A 24,398-nucleotide genomic window follows, 5' to 3' on the forward strand; every position below is an offset into this window, starting at 1 on the left:
GAAAGTGATAACGCGAAGCCGCGCAAGTCGGCATGGCGAATTAATCATTCCTACAATGGAGACAAACATGAAACGTCGCAACATCGGCAGCAGCTCGTTTTCGACCATCCTCGCCCCGCTCAGCCTGATCCCGCTGGCCATGCTTTGCAGCAGCGCATGGGCCGCACCGGTTACCGTCAACATCGCAACGATCAACAATCCAGACATGATCGAATTGCAAAAACTCTCCACCAATTTCGAAGCCGCCAATCCAGACATCAAGCTGCGCTGGGTCGTGCTGGAAGAAAACGTACTGCGCCAGCGCGTCACGACCGACATCGCCACCGGCAGTGGCCAGTTCGACCTGATGACCATCGGCGCGTATGAAGCGCCGATCTGGGCCAAGAAAGGCTGGCTGGCGCCGATGGAAGGCCTGCCCGCCAGCTACGACGAGGGCGACCTGATCAAGACCGTGCGCGATGGCCTGACCGAAGGCGGCAAGCTGTACGCCCTGCCGTTCTATGCCGAAAGCTCGATGACCTATTACCGCAAGGACCTGTTCGCGGAAAAGGGCTTGAAAATGCCGGATCACCCGACCTACACGGACATCGCCGGCTTCGCTGAAAAACTCACCGACAAGCAGAACGGCATCGCCGGCATCTGCCTGCGCGGCCGCGCCGGCTGGGGTGAGAACATGGCCATCATCGGCACTATCGCCAACACCTTCGGCGGCCGCTGGTTCGATGAAAAATGGCAGCCGCAGTTGAACACGCCAGAGTGGAAAAACGCCGTCACCACCTACGTCGACCTGCTGCGCAAATACGGCCCGCAAGGCGCCACATCAAATGGCTTCAATGAAAACCTGGTGCTGTTCTCCAGCGGCAAATGCGGCATGTGGATAGACGCCACTGTGGCGGCCGGCATGATCTACAGCAGCAAGGAATCGAAAGTGGTCGGCAAGGTAGCGTTTGCGCCGGCGCCGGTCGCTGTCACGCCGAAGGGCGCGCACTGGTTGTGGATCTGGTCGCTGGCGATTCCGAAATCGTCAAAGTCGCAAGACGCCGCCAAGAAATTCGCCGCCTGGGCTACCTCCAAGGAATACATCCAACTGGTCGCCAAGGAAAAAGGCTGGGGCCTGGTGCCGCCAGGAACCCGCATGTCGACCTACGCCTCGCCAGAGTACAAAAAGGCTGCGCCTTACTCCGACTTCGTGCTGAACGCGATCCAGTCGGCCGACACCAAGGATGCGACATTGCAAAAGGTGCCGTACACCGGTATCCAGTTCGCCACGATTCCTGAATTCCAATCGCTCGGCACCGTAGTCGGCCAGGCGATTGCAGGCGCGCTGGCAGGCAAATCAACGGTAGAAGCGGCGCTGCAGACATCGCAGTCGCAGGCTGAACGGATGATGCGTCAAGGACGTTATATCAAATAAAAGTCCGCAAGTAATCCGTAGGGTGGGCACAGCGTGCCCACGCGTGAGCACGACAGCGAAGCAGCCAAATACGCGGTGTGCATCCGCACGTGGGCACGCTGTGTCCGCCCTACCCATCTCGCCAATCGGCGTGAAAAAAGTAACGAGGTAAATCATCATGCTCACTCAAACCGTCCAGGTCGCCGATGCGGTCGCACCGACGCGGCCGAATCCCAGCAAATTCAAAGCGGTACGGCTGCTGCAAACGCCGTCGGTGTCGCTGCTGTTGCTGTGGATGATCGTGCCGCTGGCAATGACACTGTACTTCTCGGTCATTCGCTATAACCTGATGATGCCGGACGAAACCGGTTTTGTCGGCTTAGACAATTACGCATTCCTGCTCAACGATCCGGCGTTCTGGCCGTCGATCCTCAATACGCTGCTGCTGATCGGCTCGGTGCTGGTGATCAGCGTGGTCGGCGGCACCTTGCTGGCGGTGCTGTTCGATCAGCCGTTCTTCGGCCGCGGCATCGCCCGCTTGCTGGTGATCGGCCCCTTCTTCGTGATGCCGACCGTAGCCGCCCTGATTTGGAAAAACATGATCCTGCATCCGGTGTACGGCTTGCTGGCATGGGCCATGCGCCTGGTCGGCCTGGAACCGGTCGACTGGCTGGCTGAATATCCGATGCTGTCGGTGATCATGATCGTCGCCTGGCAATGGATTCCATTTGCCTTCCTGATCCTGCTGACCGCGCTGCAATCGCTGGACACCGAACAGAAAGAAGCGGCGCAACTGGACGGCGCCGGTCCGATCCGCGTGTTCTGGTATGTGGTGCTGCCCCATCTCAAGCGCGCGATCACGGTCGTGATCATGATTGAAACGATTTTCCTGCTGTCGATTTTTGCTGAAATCTTCACCACCACCGCCGGCGGCCCCGGCACGGCGACTACCAACCTGGCTTACCTGGTGTACTCGATCGGCCTGCAGCAATTCGATATAGGCATCGCCTCGGCGGGCGGCATCATCGCTGTGGTCCTGGCAAATATTGTGTCGTTCTTCCTGGTGCGGATGATGGCAAGGAATCTGAAAGGAGCGAACGAAAAATGAGCGCTAAAAATAAAAACCGCCTTTGGCTGGGATTGCTGGCGTGGGCTTGCGCCATCGTCTTGTTCTTTCCGATTTTCTGGGTTGCCATCACCGCCTTCAAGACGGAACATCAAGCCTATGTGCCGACACTGATCTTCTGGCCGACGCTGGAAAGCTTCCATGAAGTGCTGGCGCGCAGCAGTTACATGAACTTCGTCAGCAACTCGCTGATTGTCTCGCTCGGTTCGACCGTGCTGGCGCTGGCGATTGCCGTGCCGGCAGCCTACTCGATGGCCTTCTTCCCAACTGCACGCACTCAGAAGCTGCTGCTGTGGATGCTGTCGACCAAGATGATGCCTGCGGTCGGCGTGCTGATCCCGATCTACCTGTTGGCCAAGAACACCGGCCTGCTCGACACCGTCACCGGGCTGACTATCATCTACACCTTGATCAACCTGCCGATCGCTGTGTGGATGGCATTCACCTACTTCAACGACGTGCCCAAGGAAATCCTCGAAGCGGCGCGCATCGACGGCGCCAACGCCTGGCAGGAAATGCTGTACCTGCTATTGCCGACATCGATGCCAGGGCTGGTCTCGACGGCGCTGCTGCTGATCATCCTGTCGTGGAACGAAGCGTTCTGGAGCATCAACCTGACCAGCGTCAACGGCGCTCCGCTGACGGTGTTCATCGCTTCCTACTCGAATCCGGAAGGATTGTTCTGGGCCAAGTTGTCGGCGGCCTCGCTGCTGGCGATTGCCCCGATCATGGTGCTCGGCTGGCTGGCGCAGAAGCAGCTGGTGCGTGGCCTCACCTTTGGCGCAGTGAAATGAGCCAAGCGATGAACCAAGCTATCAGCCACCTGATCTGCGACTGCGACGGCGTATTGCTGGACAGCGAAAGTATCGCCCTCGGCGTGCTGCATCGCCAGCTGCTGCCCTACCTCGCTGAACGCAATCCACATACGGAACGTGCTTTGCACGGCGCGATTGCCGAACGACTCGGCATGATGACCGACCTGCTGCTGGGCGAGCTTGATGCCCAGTTCAAGTTCGGCTTGCGCAGCACGGATTACGCATCGATCAACCAGATCGTCAGCCGCGCCTGCAGCGATGAAGTCACCGCGGTGCCTGGTGTGCGCGAAGTGCTGGCGGCCATGCCCTTGCCCAAGGCAGTCGCCAGCAACAGCAGCATCGCCCGCATCGACGCCGGCTTGCGCCGTTGCGGCTTGTTCGATCTGTTCGACGGCCACATCCACAGCGGCCACGACATGGGCAAGCCGAAACCGGCGCCCGATGTCTACCTGGCCGCCGCCGCCGGCTTCGATGTCGCGCCAACGCAATGCATCGCCATCGACGACAGCGTCACCGGAGTGCGTTCGGCGGTCGCCGCCGGCATCCGCGTCTTCGGTTTCACCGGCGTCGCCCACGACCGTAACCAGGCAGGCGCGCGCTTGCTGGCGGCCGGCGCCGAACTGGTATTCGACGATATGCAGCAGCTGGCGGATTTGTTGGCGGCCTGAGCAGACCGCGCAATCGTGAACCGGCTTAACTCATTTACAGCATCGCCGACCCGCCCAGCGGCCGGCGATGCAAAATAAAAAACAGAAGGAGATCATCATGGCAGGCGTAAAAATCAGAAATCTCGTCAAGAGCTACGACGACAATGAAGTCATGCGCGACATCAACCTCGACATCGTCGATGGCGAATTCGTCGTCTTCGTCGGCCCCAGCGGCTGCGGCAAATCGACCCTGCTGCGCATGATCGCCGGCCTGGAAGACATCACCAGCGGTGACCTGTTCATCGGCGACACCCGCATGAATGACGTGCCGCCAGCCAAGCGCGGTATTGCGATGGTGTTTCAGTCCTACGCGCTGTATCCGCACATGACGCTGTACGACAACATGGCCTTTGGCTTGAAAATTGCCGGCAAGTCGAAAGCCGAGATCGACGCCGCGGTACAGAAAGCGGCCAAGACCTTGCACATCGATCACCTGCTGGACCGCAAGCCGAAGGCCTTGTCCGGCGGCCAGCGCCAGCGTGTCGCCATCGGCCGCGCCATCACGCGCGAACCGAGCGTGTTCCTGTTCGACGAACCTTTGTCCAACCTGGATTCTGCCTTGCGGGTCAAGATGCGCCTTGAGTTTTCGCGCCTGCACGATCAGCTCAAGACCACCATGATCTACGTCACACACGACCAGATCGAAGCGATGACGCTGGCCGACAAGATCGTCGTGCTGTCCGCTGGCCGCATCGAGCAAATCGGTTCGCCGCAACAGCTCTATCATCATCCGGCCAACCGCTTCGTAGCAGGCTTCATCGGCTCGCCGAAAATGAATTTCATCGATGGCAAGGTAGCCAGCATCGCCGCTGACGGCGTGCTGGTCGAGCTGGCGCATGGCGGCCGACAGCAGGTCGCGGTCGAGGCCGGCAGCCTGAAGATCGGCGATGCGGTCAGCATCGGCATCCGCGCCGAACACCTGTTGCTCGATCAGCACGCACCGATACTCAAGGCCAAGTTCACGGTACTCGAAGCGCTCGGCGATTTCTCCTATCTGTATGCCGATTCGAGTGCCTCCGATGAACCGCTGGTGCTACGCGTACCCGATACGGTCCAGATGGCGCGCGGCAGCGAAATCGGCGTCTCCGCCGATCCGCAACGCTGCCATCTGTTCGACAGCGACGGCCGTGCGCTGCGCCGGCTCGATACCGCCGGCACCGCGCACACCGCCAGCGCTCAGGACGCAGTGCATGCGGCAGTCGCATAGACAAAGTAGACACAGGCGATATCAACATTATTTATTCAGGACACACCATGCAAGTCACTTCCTCCGATACCGCCGCATCCGATAACATCTGGCTGCACATCGGCGCCGGCTCTTTCCACCGTGCGCACCAGGCCGTCTATCTGCATCATCTGGCAGAGACCGGCGCGAGCGGCTGGTCGCTGGCATTGGCCAACATCCGCGATGACATGACACCGCTGCTCGATGCCCTGGAACGCCAGGGTGGCGCGTACACGCTAGAAACGGTGACGCCGGGCGGCGTGCGCAACTACGAGACGATCCGCTCGATCAAGCACATCGTGCCGTGGGATGCATCGCTGCTGGAACTGACCGCGTTTGGCGCCCGTGCCGCCACCAAGGTGATTTCATTCACGGTCACCGAAGGCGGCTACTACCTCGATCATCACCACCGCCTCGACACCGGCAATCCGGATCTGGCCGCCGACCTGCAAGGCGAACTGAACACCATCTACGGCACCATCACTGCCATCCTGCGTGCCCGCGCAGCGACCAACGGCGGCCCGGTGACGCTACTTAACTGCGACAACCTGCGCCACAACGGCGAACGCTTCCACGACGGCCTGCTGCAATTCCTGGCGTTGCGCGGCGAAACCACGCTGCAGCAATGGGTGATCAACAATACCAGCAGCCCCAGCTCGATGGTCGACCGCATCACGCCGCGCCCAACCGACGAAGTACGTGCGCGCGTCGCGCAAGCCTGCGGCAAGGCCGACCCTTGCGCGCTCATGGCGGAGTCGTTCATCCAGTGGGTGATCGAAGACAAGTTCGCCGCTGGTCGTCCGGCACTGGAAAAAGTCGGCGTCGAAATGGTGGACTCGGTGCTGCCGTATGAAGAAGCCAAGATCCGCATCCTCAACGCTACCCACAGCTGCATCGCCTGGGCCGGCACGCTGGTCGGCCTGACCTATATCCACGAAGGCTGCGCCCGCCCCGATATCCGGCAAATGGCGTTCGACTACGTCACGCAAGACGTCATTCCCTGCCTGACGCCGAGTCCACTCAACCTGGAAAATTATCGCGACACGGTGCTGGAGCGTTTTGGCAATCCGAACATCCAGGACAGCAACCAGCGCGTAGCCGCCGACGGCTTCTCGAAAATCCCCGGCTTCATCGTACCGACCCTGCAAGAATGCATCGCCCGCGGCGTCGTACCGCACGCAACGCTGATGCTGCCGGCGCTGTTTTTCCTGTTCCTGCAACGCTGGGCCAACAACGAACTGCCCTACGCTTATCAAGACGGCATCTTCGACGAAGCCGCCACCCGCGCCATGCTCGCATCAGCCGACCCCGTCCGCGCCTATTGCGCCGATCCCGCCTTATGGGGCACACTAGCCGGCACCGTGCAGCTGGAATTGCCGATGCGCGAGGCGTTGATCAAGGCCCAAGAATGGCTGATAAAAGAAGATAACTAAGCAAGACAACTCAGCAAAAAAACAAGTAAAAAAACTAAGACAGCACCGGCGCCTCTAGAAACCGTAGCGAGCGCTCCCAAGGTCTGTTCGAGAAGCGCAGCTGTACTGACGTACAGCGAGCATCGCAGGACAGAGATTGGGAGTGCGCAGTAGGTTTATAGAGGAGCTATTGAAAAAAGGATGGGGTTATGTATCTTGGGATTGACCTCGGCACATCAGAAGTCAAGGTAGTTCTGATCGACCAGGCCGGCAACCTGCTGGCCGACGCCGGCAGCACACTGACCGTATCGCGCCCGCAACCACGCTGGTCGGAACAAGACCCCGACCAATGGTGGCAAGCCACCTGCGAAACCATCGCCAAGCTGCGCGCCAAAGTCCCGCAACAATTTCGCGCAGTGCGCGCCATCGGCCTGTCCGGCCAGATGCACGGCGCAGTGCTGCTTGACGCGCAAGAGCGCGTATTGCGTCCGGCCATCCTGTGGAACGATTTGCGCAGCATCGAAGAGTGCGCAGAGCTGACCGAACGCACGCCGCAACTGCACCAGATCGCCGGCAACCTCGCCATGCCCGGCTTCACCGCGCCCAAGCTGCTGTGGCTGGCGCATCACGAGCCCGACATCTTCGCGGCCATGGCCACCGTGCTGCTGCCGAAAGACTGGCTGCGCCTGAAAATGACCGGCAACAAAGTATCCGAACCCTCCGACGCCGCCGGCACCCTCTGGCTCGATGTCGCCAAGCGCGACTGGTCGGATGAACTGCTGGCCGCCACTACAATGAATCGCTCGCACATGCCGCGCCTGGTCGAAGGTGGTGAATCCTCCGGCATGCTGTTGCCCGAGGTGGCCGACGCCTGGGGCCTGTCGCCCGAAGTGATCGTCGCTGGCGGCGCCGGCGATGGCGCCGCCAGCGCGGTTGGCATCGGCGCGGTCAATCCCGGTGACGGCTTCGTCTCGCTCGGCACTTCCGGCGTCCTGTTCGTCGTCAACGATCGCTTCCGCCCCAACCCCGCGCAAGCGGTGCACGCGTTCTGCCACGCCCTGCCCGGCCGCTGGCATCAGATGAGCGTGATGCTCTCCGCCGCCAGCTGCCTGCGCTGGTTCTGCCGCCTGGTCAGCGTCGACGAAGCGACACTGCTCGGCGAAATCGCCGAGCTCGATGCAACCGCACTCGAAAACGCCCCGCTATTCCTGCCCTACCTGTCCGGCGAACGCACCCCGCACAACGACCCCTACGCCCAAGGCGTCTTCCACGGCCTGTCGCACGCCCACGGCCGCGCCGCGCTCGGCTACGCCGTCATCGAAGGCGTCACCTTCGGCATGGCCGACGGCCTCGCCGCGCTGCACACCGCCGGCACCGAAGTCAAGGAACTGTCGCTGGTAGGCGGCGGCTCCCGCAGCCCCTACTGGGCCCAACTCATCGCCGACGCCCTCAACGTCCGCATGGTCACCCACATCGGCAGCGAAACCGGCGGCGCCCTCGGCGCCGCACGCCTGGCCTGGCTGGCAGCCAACAACCAGCCCAACCAGGAAGCCATCATCTGCGCCAAACCACCGCAACGCGAAGCCTTCACCCCCAACCCACAACGCCACGCTGCACTGCTGCCACGCCTGGCCGCCTACCGAGAAATCTACCGCTGCCGCCCGGAACGCATCGCGGATATCAAGCAGGCAACACATTGAAGTTAAAGTGAATTAATTTTCAGATTGATTGCTGCTAAAATCAGTTTTGTGCTTTTGCATATATTTCTTGCAGGAGCAGTGCCGGTGTAGCTCAGTTGGTAGAGCAATTCATTCGTAATGAAGAGGTCGGGGGTTCGACTCCTCTCTCCGGCACCATGAGACATTTCAGGAAATCGAGATAAGCCGTTGATTGACGTTTCTCAGATTTTTGACGGGATTTGAAACTAGAGACAAGTTATTTCTGATGACCTGACCTAATTGAATTTGACACATCGCACGGAGCAGTTTGCTGAGCGAACCAAGTGGACGTTATCTCCATCACATGTCAATAACGGTTTGCATGGTCAAACTCACAATTCGTCGCGTACAGTCCATTGAGTGACTCGCAAAGTCCGTTATCTCTTGGCTTTCGAGGGCTGGTGACAGCAAAAATTAAACGCAAGTATTTCCTGCCAAAACATCGAACATGCCATTACAAAACCGGAGCGAGAATTTACGGATTGACCTCCGCGCTTCACAAAACGGCTATATCTCTTTCAATCTCAACCCCGCGGACTCGGGTAAAAAATCGTCTGGAAATTTTGTCTGGGGGCTATATAGAGCACCACTGAAAATCGTGTTATTTAATTTGGCATGAGTAAAATCTGCACCACTTAAGTCTATTTCTCCGCCCATATTGTCAACTAGGAATGACGCGCCGGTTAAGTCCGCATACGAAAAATTCACATCCTCGAAACTTCCGCCAAGAAATTTGGCCCCTGACATTAATGCGCTCTTGAATGAAGCTCCCATGGCGAGCACCAGATAGAATTCGCATTTGCCCAAGTCAGCGCTTTCAAATGAAGCACCGAACATTGTTACTCCCTCAAAATACGCATCCAGTAGCTTAACTCCGTCAAGGTCACAGTTTTCGAGACTGCCGCCTTGAAAATATGGAGCACTCATAACCCTCCCATCTGTAGCAAATTTAACCAATAAAAACACGTTTTCCGCATCAGCTAGAAGCAGTCTGGGGGTAGGTTTTGCACTGACGCCGTGTTGTGATGCAATGGCAAAAATCGAGTTCAGATTGTTCTGTCTGAAGACATAAAATATGTCATTGCAAGACCTGACCCCGATGTCCGCGCGCGTGCTATAGATGGTCGTGATCTGTTCGAGCCCGTTTGCGTTCTATCGCCGCTCTTCCAAAATAGAACAGGCTCACAAATAAGCAAGACGAAATGGCAGACAAAATGGAAAAACCCAGCCAGTCAGGGACTACTCCTACAAAGCCACTAGGAAGCAGAAGGTTTCCTGCCGCTCGCGTTAACGCGGATAGTCCAATCCCAATATAAGGCACGAAAGCGGAAACTAAAATTATCGGAAAAATGAGTGGGGAAAACGCGATCACGAAAAGAAATTCTGTATCGACCCGAGCGCCAACGCCGTGAACGCTGCCAGTCATTAGGCTCGCCAAGCCAATAACGACGATATCAATAAGCGCCCAGAGCAGAATTAATTTCCATATTTTTAAATCCGCTGCTGCACAAGCGAGCCATAATGTCCAGACCACAGGCATAAAGAAAAGTAGCCCTAGCAGCAGGATGCCCTTATAACTTACCAAGAAGCAGAATCCTACGAAAGCCAAAATGAACAGAGCTATTGCAACTGTAAATTTGTATATTTTTGACATCACTAAATCCCATTCTAATGACTAACAGATCAGGGGCGGCTATTGGACGTGACAAGATTGTTTGCACATGTTTACGATGCCTTGGTTTTCCGCTTGACATTGAGACGCGCCGTCTCGGAGCCAACTGTACTTTGGAGCGCCATTGGCCTCCATACTGGCGTAAATTTTTCCAACGCAACTGTCCATACACATGTTTTTATCGTCAGGGCCACACTCATTGTCTTGAAAAGTGTCATCGGCGGTGGCAAAGTTCTCTGCGCCGTTGAGAACTACTCCCGGAACGCGGCTAATCACAGCATCAACAGAACTGCTGTTCGGGGCGCGTCCAAATCCCTTACATACTGTCGAACCATCAGAATTTTTGAAACACGAAAATTCATGATGTAAGGCCCCAAGTATTTTGCCCATAGTAGACTTCATTCCGCTTTTACACTGCATAAGTAGTCCTTTTGGGTCAGTGAGACTTACCGGATTTCCTTCGACATAGGAATAGGTATTAATCCCACCAATGAGTCCAATGGGGTCAGACTGCACATACCGTCCCTGCTGTGGATCATAGTCCCGATTGATATTGTAGAAGTTGTTGGTCTCCTTATCGTACACCTGTCCCGGGAAGCGCTGGTTGTAGGTAAAGGTCCCCAATCCACTCGGATTCTCAGTCGGCGGCAGCAGCCCAAACGGATCCGCATTGTCCCAACGCCATACCATCTGGTTATCCGTCGCCTGCGTGATCACCCGTGGCGTGTTGATGTGGTCGGCATAGACGTAATAGACGTTGGTTGCCGTGGTCTGGCTGGCACCGGTCCCCGTGGTTATTTGCGTCAGCACCGCCACCGGCAAGTCACCCAGATACACCGTCTCTTCAAGAGCTTGTTGATTGGCGTCATATTCTCCAATCAGATGCCCTTGTTCGTCATACACATAACTGTTGCTGCCGGTAGCAATGATGCTGGTTGGTCCCTGCTTCTGTACCCGTTGCTCAATACCGTTGTGGCTATAGGCAACCGTATTGCCGCCATTGGTCGCACTGACCATTCTGCCCCGGTCATTGTAGGTATAGCTGATGGTGCCATCACTGGTGAGATTACCCGCCGCATCGTAGGTGTTGCTCTTGGCCGGTACTGGTCCGGTGGTCGCGGTTAGCTGATTGCTGTTTGCTGCGATCGTATTGGTGTAGCTGCCGCTACCGAAGGTGGCCTGGGTACGGTTGCCGTTCTGGTCGTACTGGAAACTCTGCGTGTTGGTACTGCTGCTGCCCGTGACACTATTGATACGATCCAGGTTGTCATAGGCATAGCTTTGATCGAAGTTGGTTGGGGCGTTGCTGCCGGTACCGGATCCGCTGTGGCTACTATTTGTGATGCGGCTAGCGGCATCGTAGCTAACCGTGCGGTTGGTGCCGTTACTGAGGGCATTGCCCAGTGGGTAGCTGGTTACTCGGCCATCCAGATCAATACCCCTGGCATAGGTGTTGGTGCTGGTACTGCTGCTATTGCCCCAGGTCCAGGCATTCACCGGACCGAAGGCTTGATAGCCGATACCGGTCAATAAGGGGATGCTGGTGCCGGTATTGGTGCCGCCACCGGTCGTATTGGTCGGATTCAGGGTGAGGCTATTGACTCGTCCTGCGGCATCGTAGCTGTAGTTGATCCGGTTACCGCTCGGGTAGGTGACGCTGATCAATTTACCAGTGGTGTTGCCGCTGCTGCCGTAGGTATAGCTGAGCGTACTGCTGGCACCCGTACTGCTCAGGGTCTGCACCTTGGTCAGCAGGCGACCAAAGCCATCATAGGCATAGGTGGTCTGGCCGGAACCATCGATCATTCGGGTCAAATGGCCTTTGGCGTTCGGAGCACCGGTCGTGCCGCCGTCGTATTCGAACTGCGTGGCCGTGCCGGTGGGATAGCTTATCTGCGTCAGACGGTTGAGCGCATCGTAGCTATAGGTCGTGGTTTTACCGCGAGCATCGGTGTGCGTCTTGAGGTTGCCGGCAGCATCATAGGTTTTACTGGTACTGCCGGTATCAGGGCTGGTCAGTGCGCTCTGATTACCCAAGCCATCGACGGTATAGCTGGTGACCAGATTACGTGGATCGGTCACGGTACTGAGTTGATCCTGACCGTCGTAGCTGAATTTGACGATGGGAGTGGTGCCGCCTGTGGCTGGGACTGGTTGTACCTGTTGGATCAAGCGGCCTAAAGGGTCGTAGCTTTGGGTGGTGACGTGGCCCAGGGGATCGGTGATCTTGGTCCGATTCCCCATGGCGTCGTATTCATAGCTGGTGGTCGTGTTCTGGACCGCTTGGGCCGCAGCTACAGTGCCATTCACACTGCCCAGCAGCGGGCTGTACGCCAGCGTGAACAGTACCGCACTGACCAAGGTCTTGATGCCTGGTTGTTTCCCCATGAAATGCCCTCTCATTGCACTGCTCCCGTGATTTGTTGTATTCGATTTAAAGCATCTACTACCCGGCTGACCTGACGTGCCAAAGCACCACTCGGATCTTTAACTTGCTCGCTGATCCGATTGCCCATGTTGTCCAAGGTATAGGCGATGCTGTTGCCGAGGCTGTCGGCGATGTTGGTTAAACGATGGGCCGGGTCGTAGGTGTAGTTGATCGTTGACGTATCCGGCAGCGTGGCCTGGATCAACTGGCCGACGCCGTCGTAGCTATAGCTGGTGGTTTGCACTGTGCCGTTGGCTGTAACGGTCTTGCCGGTCAGCCAGCCGCGTGGGCTGTAGGTCAATGCCGTCGTGGTGCCGTTGGTGTCGGTAATCAAACCGACCCGGCCGTTGGCGTCATAGTTCGACAGCGTCGTGACTTGACCAACCGCATTGGTGATTGTGCTCAGGTTGCCCGAGGTGTCGTAGGTATAGGTGGTGGTGTCCGCCACGTCGGTTCTGGGGCCGGTGGCTGTCAGTACCTGGCCGACTGTGTTGTAGGTGTAGCTCCAAGTACGAGGAGAGCCCGTCAGCGTTGGCGACAAACCTTGCGCACCAGTGGTATCGCTGGTGGCCTGCACTGTCTTGCGGAGCAGGTTGCCGGACGCATCATAGGTATAGGTCGTCAACAGCTTTGGTTCGGCAATCGTTAGCGGTAACCGATAAGTCGGGTGCCAGGCGGTGGTGATCGTTCTGGCTTGCGCTGTCCCCGATGCTTCCACCCGGCTCGTTTCCAGGTTACGGGTTAGGTCGTAGCTATAAGTCGTCTTGCTGCCGTTAAAGTCGGTACGCGTTGCGACATTGCCGTTCGCGTCATAAGTGAGATTATTGGCCGCGGCGCTGCATCCGGCACCATCTGGCTGCGATACACCGGTATTACGGATTGTATTCAGAATCGTCTGAAACGTGTAGGTCCGCACGCTACCCAGCGGATCGGTCACCGCACTTTGAGCATTAGGCTGCGTGTACGCCACGCTGTACTTCTCGACACCACCGGCGTGTTCGGTCGAGATCGCTTTACCGCTGCTATCGTAGTTGAAGATGGCAAAGCGATTGCCATTTTCATCAACGATACCAGTCAACGCGTGCGGCAAATTCGCGTCTGCCGTATTGGCCGATTCGTTGTAGACGTAAGTGCGAGTTTTATTGTCGGGATACTCTACCAATGCAAGATTACCGCTGCTGTCGTATCCATAAAGATAAATGCCTCCGGCAGGATCAACTACTTTGACAACTCGGGTCGACGCTTCGTAGCCAAAACTAAGTGTGCGATTATAGTTATCGGTGACGCGAATGACTAAATTGGCGGGTAGCGTTGTCGTCGTGAGATTACCACTAGCACTTAATATGTAACCGCCATTTGGCCCCGAAGTGCCGTCGCTATAGGTCAAATTTTGAGACTGGCCCAATCGATTCTTAATAGAAATTAACTGCCCTGTCTGGTTGTATGTCTCCACGCTGTCATCGGTGGCTTGCGTATAGATCCACCCAGTAAACGTTCCATTGTTATCGGTCGTGCTTACCAGACGATCGTTTATATCTGCGTCGGTATTCCAAGCACCATTGATCTGTGAAAAAGAATAAACTTTTCCGTCGGCACGCAAAATTGAAACGACAGCGGGATTAGTTGAATCAACAGCCACACTTTTGTTGTAATTCCCGACCCACCCTTTGCCAAATTGCGCTGGACGATTCAGTCCGTCGCCGTTATAGGACCGCTGTAGAGATAGCGATCCCGGAGCAGAACTTTGATAGTCCAATTCCACTTGAAATTTATTTCCATTTCCTGCATTTATGGGATTTCCTTGACCGTTGCATCCAGGATTCCCGGAATTTTTTGGATTGCCGGAACATTGACCAAAGACTCGTTGTTGACCTGCTGAACAGGCTGTTGAGCAACTGTTCACCGCCCAAGAAGCGGTGCCAATGCCGAAAGCTGATTTGTAAGTACAAGTTCCATCTGCGGGACTGTAACTCCCTAGATTCGGATAATTTCAATTCGCTATGGCTGACCCCGCATAGCAAGAACTGGAAGGTGTATTCCCACAAAAACCAGAATTATCGATCGATAACTTATAGCCAGCGGATGCTGGCGATGTAAAAAATAAGGTACCTATGACTACCAGAACGGATTGTTTAACGATGAAACGTCCGTTCATTGCACTGCTCCCGTGATTTGTTGTAATCGATTTAAGGCATCTACGACACGACTGGTCTGACGTGCCAAGGCGCCGCTCGGGTCCTTCACTTGCTCACTGATCCGGTTACCCATGTTGTCCAGGGTATAGGCGATATTGTTGCCAAGGCTGTCGGCGATGTTGGTCAGACGATGCGCTGGATCGTAGGTGTAGTTGACGGTCGATGCGTCCGGCAGCACCACTTGCGTCAGTTGACCGACGCCGTCATAGCTATAGCTGGTGGTTTGCACCGTGCCATTGGCTGTGACGGTCTTGCCGGTCAGCCAGCCGCGTGGGCTGTAGGTCAATGCAGTGGTGGTCCCGTTGGTGTCGGTAATCAATCCAACCCGGCCGTTAGCGTCGTAATTCGACAGGGTCGTGACTTGACCGACGGCATTGGTGATCGTGCTCAGGTTGCCGGAGGTGTCGTAGGTATAGGTGGTGGTATCGGCCACATCGGTTCTGGGACCGGTTGCTGTCAGCACCTGACCGACTGTGTTGTAGGTGTAGCTCCAAGTACGAGCAGTACCCACTAGTGTCGGTGACAGGCCTTGCGCACCAGCCGCATCGCTGGTGGCCTGCACTGTCTTGCTCAGCAGGTTGCCGGAGGCATCATAGGTATAGGTCGTCAGCAACTTTGGTTCGGCAATCTGCAATGGCAACCGATATGTCGCATGCCAGGCAGTCGTGATCGTTCTGGCTTGCGCTGTTCCCGATGCTTCCACACGACTCGTTTCTAGATCGCGTATCAGATCGTAGCTATAGGTCGTGACGGCTCCGTTATAGTCAGTGCGGGAGGTAACGTTACCGTTGGCGTCATAGTTCATCAGGAGCGAGCGATTGCAGTTGACGCCGCATACTTCATTAATCGATCCGGCCTTAGCAATACCGTTGATTACCTGTGTCGCATAAGTTCTAGTGGCACCACCGGCATCGGTGGCTATAGTGTTTGCGGCCGTCGGATAAGTGAGGGTGACTTTTTCTACGCCGACAGCGTGTTCGGACGAAATCGCATTACCCTGGCTGTCATATGACCATGTGGCAAAGCGCAAGCCATTCTCATCTATGATGCCGGTCAGTGCATTGAGGTAGGCGGTATTTTCGTATACGTATTGGCGGGTGCGGTTATCTGGATACGTTACCGTCGATAGATTGCCTTTACCGTCATAGGTGTAAGTGTAGCTGCCGCCGTTAGGGTCAGTTATTGCTGACAGGCGTTTTTGCGCGTCGTAGGTTAGCCTGAGTTGCCGACCAAAGGCATCGGTGACACCGATCAGTATGCCTAGTGACGTATGCGGGTCGATAGCGTACTGCAGAGTTTGCGTGAGCCCAGCGTGGTTCGTAATCGACAATAATTTGCCAGTAACATCGTAACGCTCAACTTCGTCGTTTTCGTTAACGTAAGTGAAGCCCAAGGTGTTGCCGCTGCCGTCGACTTGTTGCGTCAAGGCAGTGGCCCGCTGGCCTGGATCGGCCACCCATACACCGTTGCCCCATGTGAAGGTGCGTGTCTTGCTATCAGCTCGGTAGAGTGTGGCAGTGAGTGCGGATCCGGACTGGGTTGTGAGTGTTCTGTCATAGCTCAGTCGCCAACTCAAGTCGATTGATGCATTGGAATACACTACATTGGCAATCGGCGAGAGCGGAACGTTTTTTCCATAACCCGGTTGTGGGGAAAATATACTCCAGGCATTAAAGTTCGGGTTAGGCTGCAATGACTCGGGGGAAAACGCCATTAGCGCGCCAGGTGCTGCACCGGAACTGTTATAGACTCGTTCCAGCACAATCGGAAAGGCACCGCTCCCTACATAATCGCGCTCCACTTGCACTTTATTACCGACTAGCGGATTGATAGGATTACCTTCGCAGCAGTCGGGTTTACCTTTGTTCAAATCTGGATCAGCGACTGTCGGAACGCCACCACAGGAATTTCCAGTTTGGAGCATACCTGGAGGACAAAATAAACCGGATCCTGTATCGAAAAGGGAGAGCGGTCCTCTATAGTAGGTGGAGGGCGGCACTCCCACTATTGCCACCGAACAGATCATATCATTCGGGTATTGGCCGTTCGGTAACGTGCCCAAGAATACGTAGTTGGCTCCAGCGAGAGGATTGGGTATAAAACTAGGCCAAGACAAACATGCAGACGTAGCACTCAGAAAGAGGAAACCTGTTACGTTAATTGTTTTTGGTACGATTATCGCACCTGCCGGTCCCGCGCTAATCATTCCCCACAATGTGATCGGCTGAACCGCAGATGCGGAAGTGCTAGTGAGCAAGAACACAATGACAACGACAAGACGCGAAAACATCGCCCTGATGAAGTTCATAAAATTGACCACTATTCTCTTCAAATGTTGGTCGTTGTCTCTCAATCTCAATTTGAAATGCACTTATCACTCCCCTACCTTATTTAATAAGAAACGTTCTATAACGTTGACGCGTAGCGCTTACAACCAATCTGTTTTTGACCTCAATACATCGCAACGTTAATTCATCATCTTCCCCGGTCGAATCCGACCTGTTTATCCCCTTCATAGCTGTCAATGTGTTATCAAGCCTCTCGAGCAACGCATTGAGATTCTTACTTGAAATTAAACGGCCAGTTCATTGCACCGCTCCCGTGATTTGTTGTATGCGATTTAAGGCATCCACTACGCGACTGGTCTGACGTGCCAAAGCGCCACTCGGATCTTTAACTTGCTCACTGATCCGGTTGCCCATGTTGTCCAGGGTATAGGCGATGCTGTTGCCGAGGCTGTCGGCGATGTTGGTCAGACGATGAGCTGGATCGTAGGTGTAGTTGACGGTCGATGCGTCCGGCAGCACCACTTGCGTCAACTGGCCGACACCGTCATAGCTATAGCTGGTGGATTGCACCGTGCCATTGGCTGTGACGGTCTTGCTGGTCAGCCAGCCGCGCGGACTATAGGTCAATGCCGTGGTGGTGCCGTTGGTGTCGGTGATCAATCCCACGCGACCGTTGGCGTCATAGTTCGACAGAGTCGTGACTTGACCGACCGCATTGGTGATCGTGCCCAGGTTGCCCGAGGTGTCGTAGGTATAGGTGGTGGTGTCCGCCACGTCGGCTCTGGGACCGGTAGCCGTCAATACCTGGCCGACATTGTTGTAGGTGTAGCTCCATGTACGCGCAGTGCCAATCAACGTCGGCGACAGGCCTTGGGCGCCAGTCGCATCGCTGGTGGCTTGCACCGTCTTGTTGAGTAGGTTGCCCGAAGCATCGTAGGCATAGGTCGTAAGTAACTTCGGCTCTGCAATCTTCAACGGCAAACGGTAAGTCGCATGCCAGGCAGTGGTGATCGTTCTCGCTTGCGCCGTCCCCGATGCTTCCACGCGGTTTATTTCCAGATTGCGTGTCAGATCGTAGCTATAGGTAGTGACAGTTCCATTGAAATCTGTGCGCGTTGCGACGTTGCCATTGGCATCGTAGATCAGATTACTGGCCGCCGCGCTACAACCAGCGCCCCCTGGTTGCGATACACCGGTGCCTTTCATCACATCAAGAATAGATTGATAGTTATAGCTACGCGCCGCACCCAACGGATCGGTAATGATCGTGCTGCTCGCAGAGCTGAAATTCAGCTGATATTGATCAACTCCACCAGCATGTTGACTTGAAACCGCTCGACCAACGCTGTCATAGGAATAGGTAGCATAACGAACTGCATTCTCGTCGACCAAGCCGGTTAAAGCGTGAGGAAGAGAGGTGCCGCCGGTATAGGCAGCTTCGTTATAGAGATAGGTTTTTGTTTTATTGTCCGGATAAATGACCGAACTCAGATTGTTACTGCTGTCGTAGCTATACAAGTATTTCTGCCCGGCAGGATCGGTCATTTGATTGATACGACTACTACCGTCATAGGTGAAATTCAATTGACGACCATAAGAATCGGTAACTCGAATGAGCAAACCTTGTGCCGGAGCGATGAACAAAGGAGTTGAAGCATCGCTGTAGGTCATACTTTGGGTGCGACCAGCACGATCAGTCATTGACAGCAAGTTTCCGGTAGCGCCATAGATTTCGATGGAATCGTCGGCAGCGACCATGTATTTCCAACCGTTGGACTTGCCATTTGCATCGGTAAGACCGATCAGTTTGTCGGTGACGTTAGCGCCATCCTGAGAGGTATAGGTCGTTCCATTTGCCAGATAAGAATAACTAGTGCCATCAGCACGAACCACAAGCGCGACGCGACTGTAAGCGTTAAAAATAACGGAACGATCGTAGTGGTGACGCCACGCGCTACCTAAGGTATTTAATACTGCGGAATTTTGACTGTTGTAGTAGCGACTAAAATTTAATGCGCCGGTACCAAGCGCACCGTAATCGGCATCCGACCAGTACTTGTTTCCGGTACCGGCGTGAATTGGATAGGGAGTTTTTAGATTACATGGGGGGCTACTATTGTTTTGCGTCGAGGGACATTGCTGATAAAACTTTAGGTAATTTTTTGGAGTCGATCCATCGGAACAAATGTAATAGGGGCCAACTTGTATCGAAGAATAAAATGGAAGACCATTATTATAATTCGGCATGGTCATCATGCAGCCAATACCGTCAGTACCCATACCTGCAAACTTTACCCCGCTGTTCTGGACCGTATACCTACCATCTGAAAAAATAGCTATGCAAGCGGCGCTGGGAGTAGACCAGTAGTAACCCACCGGATTTACATTAGTTGTGTAGAAAGTCAAAGGTGCTGTCGCAAAAGAATTTGTACAAAACAAAAAAAATCCGCTAACAAATACAGACGCAAGTATTGACAACACTTCGTTCAAAAAAGACTTCCTACATCGCGGATCAAAATCCAATTCATTTGAATTGAAATTCACACTCATTGCACTGCTCCCGTGATTTTTTGTAATCGATTTAAAGCATCTACTACCCGACTGGTCTGACGTGCCAAGGTGCCGCTCAGATCCTTCACTTGCTCACCGATCCGGTTACCCATATTGTCTAGGGTATAGGCGATGCTGTTGCCGAGGCTGTCGGCGATGTTGGTTAAACGATGGGCCGGGTCGTAGGTGTAGCTGACAGTCGACGCATCCGGCAGCGTGGCCTGGATCAGTTGACCGACGCCGTCATAGCTATAGCTAGTGGTTTGCGTCGTGCCATTGGCCGTGACGGTCTTGCCGGTTAGCCAGCCGCGTGAGCTGTAGGTCAATGCGGTGGTGGTGCCGTTGGTGTCGGTAATCAATCCCACCTGGCCGTTAGCGTCGTAGTTCGACAACGTCGTCACTTGACCGACTGCATTGGTGATCGTACTCAGGTTACCGGAGGTATCGTAGGTATAGGTAGTGGTGTCCGCCACATCGATTCTGGGACTGGTAGCCGTCAAGACCTGACCAACAGAGTTGTAGGTGTAGCTCCAAGTACGAGGAGAGCCCGCCAGCGTTGGCGACAAACCTTGCGCACCAGTCGCATCGCTGGTGGCTTGCGCCGTCTTAGTCAACAAGTTGCCGGAGGTGTCGTAAGCATAGGTCGTCAACAGCTGCGGTTCAGCAATCTGCAATGGCAGACGGTAAGTCGCATGCCAGGCAGTGCTAATCGTTCTAGCCAACGATGTACCCGAGGCCTCAACGCGAATGGTTTCCAGGTTGCGCGTCAAATTATAAGTGTAGGTTGTGACGTTACCGTTGAAGTCAACACGCGTTGCGACATTGCCATTTGTGTCGTACGTCACGGCTGACGACGCTGCGCCGCAACCTGCTCCCCCAGGTTGATTCTGACCGGTACTCTTGATCGTATTGAGCAGCGTCTGAAATGTGTAGGTGCGGGCGGTCCCCAAAGGATCGGTAACAGTGCTTTGACTGTTGGCCTGGGTGTATGCAACAGTGTATTTCTCGACGCCGCCAGCGTGTTCCGTTGAAATTCCCCTACCGTTGCCGTCGTAATTGAACGTGGCAAAGCGCACATTGTTTTCATCGATGATGCCGGTCAGTGCAGTGGGTAAATTCGCGCCGGCAGTATAGGCCGGTTCGTTGTAGACGTAGGTACGCGTCCTGCCGTCCTGGTAGGTCACGCTGGCGAGATTGTTATTGGTATCGTAGTTATATTTCACCGTGCCTCCAGTTGGGTCGATCATCTGACTCACCCGGCTGCTGCTGTCATACGTGAAATTGAGTTGACGACCAAATTTGTCTGTCACAGTTAACAGCAGTCCAGCCTGGGGGGCAATCGTTGCGGGTGTACCCGCATCCGAATAACTCAATGTTTGCATCCAGCCATCACGGCTTGTCATGCTGAGTAATTTCCCGCTAACGTCATAGTTCTCGAGCGATTGATCGGCTCCGACCCGATACTGCCAGCCGGTAGCATTGCCAGCAGTGTCGGCTAGAAGTGTCAGACTGTCGGTAATATCGGCATCTGGTCTATACACTCCGTCGATCAAGGTGAAAGTCAGTATTTTGCCGTCGTCACGCTGAACGCCGACATTATATGGATAGGCGATATTGGTCCACACCACGCGCTCATAATTGCTGTCCCAACGAGCACCGTAGCGGCCATTGCGGGTACTGCTACTGTTATAAGTCCGTTGTAACTGAAGGCTAGAAGTTGCCACATTCCTGTAGTCCGATTCCAATTGCCGCTTGTTGCCATTACCGTGATTGATCGGATTGCCATCTTCCAAAGTGCACGGACAGGCATTGCAGGAAGGTCTGCCCACTCCCTTATTTGCTTGGGCCACAGAAGGATTGAAAACGCAACCTGCGGGATTACCTGACTCAGGCTTACAAGAAGGATTTGGCGACTGAAGTACGTCGCACTGACCCGTCACGGAGTTATAAGTTGAGCCTGGAGCGCAGCCGCTACCACGACTATATGCAATATCAAACAACTGATAACCACCCTGTGAAGGTTTACTCCCAGTAACCATGCAATGGTATTGCGTTAAGGAGACAAATTGCACACCAGAATACGTCACACCCTGACTAGGTAACACCGAATGATTAAAGGAATAAGAACACGCTGCATCGGGACTTGAAAGATCCTGAGGAGATGAATTCCAACGCGTATACCAGCCAATATATGCAGATGCGAATTGATGCACGCACATCAAACTCACGAAAATCAAGACACTACCGAGCATTCGCTTGAGTCGGCAAATCATGATTGAAGATATTGCCTGCTTGCGGGATACAGTCCAATTGTTCTTCATGGCCTCAACATGTCCTGTTGCGACCAACAATATTCGCAACACATTCGTATTCTCAGTCCTCGCCACGACATACCTTTTTTGAACATAAAAAGACGTGGCTACCTTTAAGAGATAGCCACGTCGGTGCAATTTTGTTAGTCAACGCCATCTGGGGCGCAAATTTTTATTCACTTAGCTACGTACTCGTCAATCAGCGGCAGTAGATAATAGCCAATATTTCCAAATAGTAACTAATATTATCCTAATATCATTTGTTGCACCATATTAATAATTCACAGCATCAAGTGGCGCCTTGATCGCCCTTCGCGTTTGCATCTGTCCCGGCTGCTATAGACCTAGCTTCGATCGAAATGGAGATCAATTGGCGAAATCCTCAAGGAAGAACGGTTACGATTAGCTATGAATCAGGACGATTTTGCGGCTGTCGGTGGCCTGAAGCGGCGTGCGCAAACGCTGTATGAGCAAAACGAACGCTCGCCGGATGCAGCGTATTTGCGGGCGCTGGCCGCAATAGGAGTGGACGTGCAGTACGTCCTCACGGGAGAACAGGCAGCGCCTACATTAACGCAATTTGAGAAGGATTTATTGGCCGGCTATCGCAATCTGGATCAACGCGGCAAAGCTGGGGTACTGGGGATGATCAACGGCATGAATGCCGAACCCGGTGGCTTGCAACATAACTTCATTAAAGAACCTGTGTCCGGGCGTACAAATTCTCGGTAGGAATACGTATGCCAAGCGCGCGCCTGGCTTGCCTAACGCACGCCAGCATCGATCTAAGCCGCTCTGTGAGCGGCTTTTTTGTATCTGAGATCAATCGCCTATCGCGACAAGAAAATGACACGAGATACCCTACGCGACGCGGTCCCCCACGCCTGCCCACCCCGTTAAATATACTGCTTTTAACGCAGCGCGCTCAAACGCAAGAGTCACACCTCATGCGAGATTCGAGAGGGATTTGACTCCATCAATATGACGCAAAATGACGCACTTTTGGAGTGAGTCCCAGCGACTGGACCAGGCCTGAGGAAGAATTTGATACGCTTGAATTTCATTAGCGAATAGTGAAGGTTTTTTGGTTAACAACTCAGGCGGCGAAATTCACTAGAGTCCGCTTTCGCGGATGCGGATTTTGAGGTTACCTGAAGTGCATTTCAAACACGGTATAGAAAGGGGAGAACGGCGGTACAAAGAGCTTTTGCCCCGTCATTTTTTTCTCAAAACATTTCGCAACATCTGAATCGCCACTTAGCCAGGTGCGCACAATCGTTCCATTATTATCGATCTGCATGACCAAGGAAAACTGTCCCGACTCAGGAGATGACATCGTTACAGAACATTCTGCTATAGCTTTACCGCCTACCACTCCCTGCGTCGAGGTCAGTGCCTGGATTTGGGCATTTGACAGCATTTTTTCATGACGGTCTGCTAGGCCCTTTGCTGTCATATACTCCATGGGAGAGGCATGCAATGCTCCGCAAAAAAATACTCCCATTAATAAATTTATAAATTTCATTATTTGATCACTTAAATATTTTAGAGAATATGTAGTTGCTGCCTTTGTCCAATGAAATCGAATCGTTCACTGCTGATGATGGCGAAGTTTGATTAGAGTCCCCCGCCCCCCACATTCGGCAGAATAGAACCATTTCTTTTCCACTCATTCTTATAGCTACACGGCAGTCCAATAATTTTTGAAAAATCGGATTGCAAAAATAACTATTTCTCTATTTACCTGTTATTTTTTTAATGGCATCCAGATTGAAATTTAGCATCAGGCGAGCAAGTAGATATGCTAATGCCGCTCCAAAAAAATATTGGGAGATGCCAACGCCTAAGAGAGCGCAAGAAAGGAAGCCTCCGGCTAACAATACGTTCCAATCAAGATACAAAGAGCATGTAAGTTCCGAGCTACTATCATGTTCTTTTATAGTTATAAAGCCATGGTGAAACGCTGTTCTACCTAGAAAATTGCGTTGTCTCAATAAAAAAAATCGAGTATTTATTTGATGAAGTTTGTATTTATTGTTATCGCTAATTATGCTTAGTTGGCCTGAGCCATTTATCTTCAAAAGTGGTAGACCATGCGTGAAATAGAACGGTGCCCACAAAAATTGAAGCAATCCTTCAAATAGACTCAACAATATAAAAATAAGAAAGAGAGAGATCATTTTGTTTCACAGTCGCATTTTTCGGTTTTTTGCCATAGCAACTTTGATGCGCCAACAACTGTGCCAATACTTACATCAACTCCTCCTTCTACCCCCATCCACTTGCCGATGCGACTCCCAAGTTGATTCTGTTATACCCATATCCAATTCCAGCAGCAATGCCCGCAGAATAGCGTGCCAATGGCCCTATTGGCGCCATTGGATTGATATAGTTAAAATGATCTGTAAATTGAACAAATCCACCTGCAGCTGTCCCCCCAAATCCTGAGCCGATCCCTGCTCCTTGAACGCGAACAGTAGTTCTTTCACCGTTTATACATTGGGATGTTAGCGTATAGACATCTACCGATGCACCTTTGAATAATGGTGTCGCGATT

Annotated in this window: 17 protein-coding genes, 1 tRNA gene and 2 pseudogenes; 9 read left to right on the forward strand and 11 right to left on the reverse strand. The window is 53.9% G+C overall.

Going from position 1 to position 24,398, the window contains the following annotated elements; translation table 11 throughout:
- Positions 1–139: 139 nt before the first annotated feature.
- The 8 genes from ACIPF8_RS12215 (at position 140) to ACIPF8_RS12250 (ending at position 8,534) form a co-directional block, all read left to right on the forward strand.
- Complete coding sequence (locus ACIPF8_RS12215) at positions 140–1,414, forward strand: ABC transporter substrate-binding protein (protein WP_400421318.1); 1,275 nt, start codon at positions 140–142, stop codon at positions 1,412–1,414.
- A gap of 157 nt (positions 1,415–1,571) precedes the next feature.
- Positions 1,572–2,501 carry a carbohydrate ABC transporter permease gene (locus ACIPF8_RS12220; protein WP_400421235.1) on the forward strand — a complete coding sequence of 310 codons (930 nt, stop codon included), beginning with the start codon at positions 1,572–1,574 and terminating at the stop codon, positions 2,499–2,501.
- Positions 2,498–3,313, forward strand: coding sequence for a carbohydrate ABC transporter permease (locus ACIPF8_RS12225; RefSeq protein WP_400421237.1), 816 nt, complete (start codon positions 2,498–2,500; stop codon positions 3,311–3,313). The genes ACIPF8_RS12220 and ACIPF8_RS12225 overlap by 4 nt, the downstream gene beginning before the upstream one ends.
- A gap of 8 nt (positions 3,314–3,321) precedes the next feature.
- Positions 3,322–4,002: an HAD-IA family hydrolase gene (locus ACIPF8_RS12230; protein ID WP_400421239.1), complete on the forward strand. Its 681-nt coding sequence runs from the start codon at positions 3,322–3,324 to the stop codon at positions 4,000–4,002.
- Between the two features lie 97 nt (positions 4,003–4,099).
- Positions 4,100–5,248: a sn-glycerol-3-phosphate ABC transporter ATP-binding protein UgpC gene (ugpC, locus tag ACIPF8_RS12235; protein ID WP_400421241.1), complete on the forward strand. Its 1,149-nt coding sequence runs from the start codon at positions 4,100–4,102 to the stop codon at positions 5,246–5,248.
- 47 nt (positions 5,249–5,295) lie between these two features.
- Positions 5,296–6,699 (forward strand): D-arabinitol 4-dehydrogenase, encoded by a 1,404-nt coding sequence (gene dalD / locus ACIPF8_RS12240; protein ID WP_400421242.1) that lies wholly within the window; start codon positions 5,296–5,298, stop codon positions 6,697–6,699.
- A gap of 188 nt (positions 6,700–6,887) precedes the next feature.
- Positions 6,888–8,378, forward strand: a complete 1,491-nt coding sequence (gene xylB, locus ACIPF8_RS12245; RefSeq protein WP_400421244.1) for a xylulokinase — start codon at positions 6,888–6,890, stop codon at positions 8,376–8,378.
- 80 nt (positions 8,379–8,458) lie between these two features.
- Positions 8,459–8,534 (forward strand) — tRNA-Thr (locus ACIPF8_RS12250).
- Between the two features lie 369 nt (positions 8,535–8,903).
- On the opposite strand, the gene ACIPF8_RS12255 is transcribed toward ACIPF8_RS12250, so the two are convergent.
- The 9 genes and pseudogenes from ACIPF8_RS12255 to ACIPF8_RS12295 all read right to left on the reverse strand — a co-directional run bounded on the left by ACIPF8_RS12255 (position 8,904) and on the right by ACIPF8_RS12295 (position 21,850).
- Positions 8,904–9,323, reverse strand: coding sequence for a pentapeptide repeat-containing protein (locus ACIPF8_RS12255; RefSeq protein ID WP_400421246.1), 420 nt, complete (start codon positions 9,321–9,323; stop codon positions 8,904–8,906).
- 187 nt (positions 9,324–9,510) lie between these two features.
- Complete coding sequence (locus ACIPF8_RS12260; protein ID WP_400421247.1) at positions 9,511–10,050, reverse strand: hypothetical protein; 540 nt, start codon at positions 10,048–10,050, stop codon at positions 9,511–9,513.
- Positions 10,051–10,089: 39 nt separating this feature from the next.
- Positions 10,090–12,456: an RHS repeat-associated core domain-containing protein gene (locus tag ACIPF8_RS12265; protein ID WP_400421249.1), complete on the reverse strand. Its 2,367-nt coding sequence runs from the start codon at positions 12,454–12,456 to the stop codon at positions 10,090–10,092.
- An 11-nt stretch (positions 12,457–12,467) separates the two neighbouring features.
- On the reverse strand, positions 12,468–13,658 hold the full coding sequence (locus tag ACIPF8_RS12270) for an RHS repeat protein (RefSeq protein WP_400421320.1): 1,191 nt from the start codon (positions 13,656–13,658) through the stop codon (positions 12,468–12,470).
- Between the two features lie 420 nt (positions 13,659–14,078).
- Positions 14,079–14,399: pseudogene (locus ACIPF8_RS12275) on the reverse strand (DUF6531 domain-containing protein); the annotation flags it as partial.
- Positions 14,400–14,647: 248 nt separating this feature from the next.
- Positions 14,648–16,117 (reverse strand): RHS repeat protein, encoded by a 1,470-nt coding sequence (locus ACIPF8_RS12280; protein WP_400421322.1) that lies wholly within the window; start codon positions 16,115–16,117, stop codon positions 14,648–14,650.
- 303 nt (positions 16,118–16,420) lie between these two features.
- Positions 16,421–16,999, reverse strand: a pseudogene (locus tag ACIPF8_RS12285) (DUF6531 domain-containing protein); the annotation flags it as partial.
- 277 nt (positions 17,000–17,276) lie between these two features.
- Positions 17,277–19,529, reverse strand: coding sequence for a DUF6531 domain-containing protein (locus ACIPF8_RS12290; RefSeq protein ID WP_400421251.1), 2,253 nt, complete (start codon positions 19,527–19,529; stop codon positions 17,277–17,279).
- Complete coding sequence (locus ACIPF8_RS12295) at positions 19,526–21,850, reverse strand: DUF6531 domain-containing protein (protein ID WP_400421252.1); 2,325 nt, start codon at positions 21,848–21,850, stop codon at positions 19,526–19,528. Before ACIPF8_RS12295 ends, ACIPF8_RS12290 begins: the two co-directional genes overlap by 4 nt.
- A gap of 399 nt (positions 21,851–22,249) precedes the next feature.
- Here ACIPF8_RS12295 and ACIPF8_RS12300 point away from each other — a divergent pair, with 399 nt between their 5' ends.
- The gene (locus ACIPF8_RS12300) at positions 22,250–22,573 is read left to right on the forward strand and encodes a helix-turn-helix domain-containing protein (RefSeq protein WP_400421254.1); all 324 of its coding nucleotides are present in this window, start codon (positions 22,250–22,252) and stop codon (positions 22,571–22,573) included.
- A gap of 415 nt (positions 22,574–22,988) precedes the next feature.
- Here the strand turns inward: ACIPF8_RS12300 and ACIPF8_RS12305 are convergent, their stop codons facing one another.
- Together ACIPF8_RS12305 and ACIPF8_RS12310 are read right to left on the reverse strand one after the other, a co-directional pair.
- Positions 22,989–23,366 carry a hypothetical protein gene (locus tag ACIPF8_RS12305; RefSeq protein WP_400421255.1) on the reverse strand — a complete coding sequence of 126 codons (378 nt, stop codon included), beginning with the start codon at positions 23,364–23,366 and terminating at the stop codon, positions 22,989–22,991.
- Between the two features lie 211 nt (positions 23,367–23,577).
- Positions 23,578–24,021, reverse strand: coding sequence for a hypothetical protein (locus ACIPF8_RS12310; RefSeq protein ID WP_400421257.1), 444 nt, complete (start codon positions 24,019–24,021; stop codon positions 23,578–23,580).
- Positions 24,022–24,398 lie beyond the last annotated feature (377 nt).

This window comes from Collimonas sp. NPDC087041 (assembly GCF_044745265.1).
GTDB lineage: Bacteria > Pseudomonadota > Gammaproteobacteria > Burkholderiales > Burkholderiaceae_D > Collimonas.

What these genes read in the sequence shown, in the direction of transcription:
- ACIPF8_RS12215 (WP_400421318.1), top strand. Translation starts at nt 140, where the DNA reads ATGCTTTGCAGCAGCGCATGGGCCGCACCGGTTACCGTCAACATCGCA.
- ACIPF8_RS12220 (WP_400421235.1), top strand. Translation starts at nt 1,572, where the DNA reads ATGCTCACTCAAACCGTCCAGGTCGCCGATGCGGTCGCACCGACGCGG.
- ACIPF8_RS12225 (WP_400421237.1), top strand. Translation starts at nt 2,498, where the DNA reads ATGAGCGCTAAAAATAAAAACCGCCTTTGGCTGGGATTGCTGGCGTGG.
- ACIPF8_RS12230 (WP_400421239.1), top strand. Translation starts at nt 3,322, where the DNA reads ATGAACCAAGCTATCAGCCACCTGATCTGCGACTGCGACGGCGTATTG.
- ugpC (WP_400421241.1), top strand. Translation starts at nt 4,100, where the DNA reads ATGGCAGGCGTAAAAATCAGAAATCTCGTCAAGAGCTACGACGACAAT.
- dalD (WP_400421242.1), top strand. Translation starts at nt 5,296, where the DNA reads ATGCAAGTCACTTCCTCCGATACCGCCGCATCCGATAACATCTGGCTG.
- xylB (WP_400421244.1), top strand. Translation starts at nt 6,888, where the DNA reads ATGTATCTTGGGATTGACCTCGGCACATCAGAAGTCAAGGTAGTTCTG.
- ACIPF8_RS12255 (WP_400421246.1), bottom strand. Translation starts at nt 9,323, where the DNA reads ATGAGTGCTCCATATTTTCAAGGCGGCAGTCTCGAAAACTGTGACCTT.
- ACIPF8_RS12260 (WP_400421247.1), bottom strand. Translation starts at nt 10,050, where the DNA reads ATGTCAAAAATATACAAATTTACAGTTGCAATAGCTCTGTTCATTTTG.
- ACIPF8_RS12265 (WP_400421249.1), bottom strand. Translation starts at nt 12,456, where the DNA reads ATGGGGAAACAACCAGGCATCAAGACCTTGGTCAGTGCGGTACTGTTC.
- ACIPF8_RS12290 (WP_400421251.1), bottom strand. Translation starts at nt 19,529, where the DNA reads ATGAGTGTGAATTTCAATTCAAATGAATTGGATTTTGATCCGCGATGT.
- ACIPF8_RS12295 (WP_400421252.1), bottom strand. Translation starts at nt 21,850, where the DNA reads ATGAAGAACAATTGGACTGTATCCCGCAAGCAGGCAATATCTTCAATC.
- ACIPF8_RS12300 (WP_400421254.1), top strand. Translation starts at nt 22,250, where the DNA reads ATGAATCAGGACGATTTTGCGGCTGTCGGTGGCCTGAAGCGGCGTGCG.
- ACIPF8_RS12305 (WP_400421255.1), bottom strand. Translation starts at nt 23,366, where the DNA reads ATGAAATTTATAAATTTATTAATGGGAGTATTTTTTTGCGGAGCATTG.
- ACIPF8_RS12310 (WP_400421257.1), bottom strand. Translation starts at nt 24,021, where the DNA reads ATGATCTCTCTCTTTCTTATTTTTATATTGTTGAGTCTATTTGAAGGA.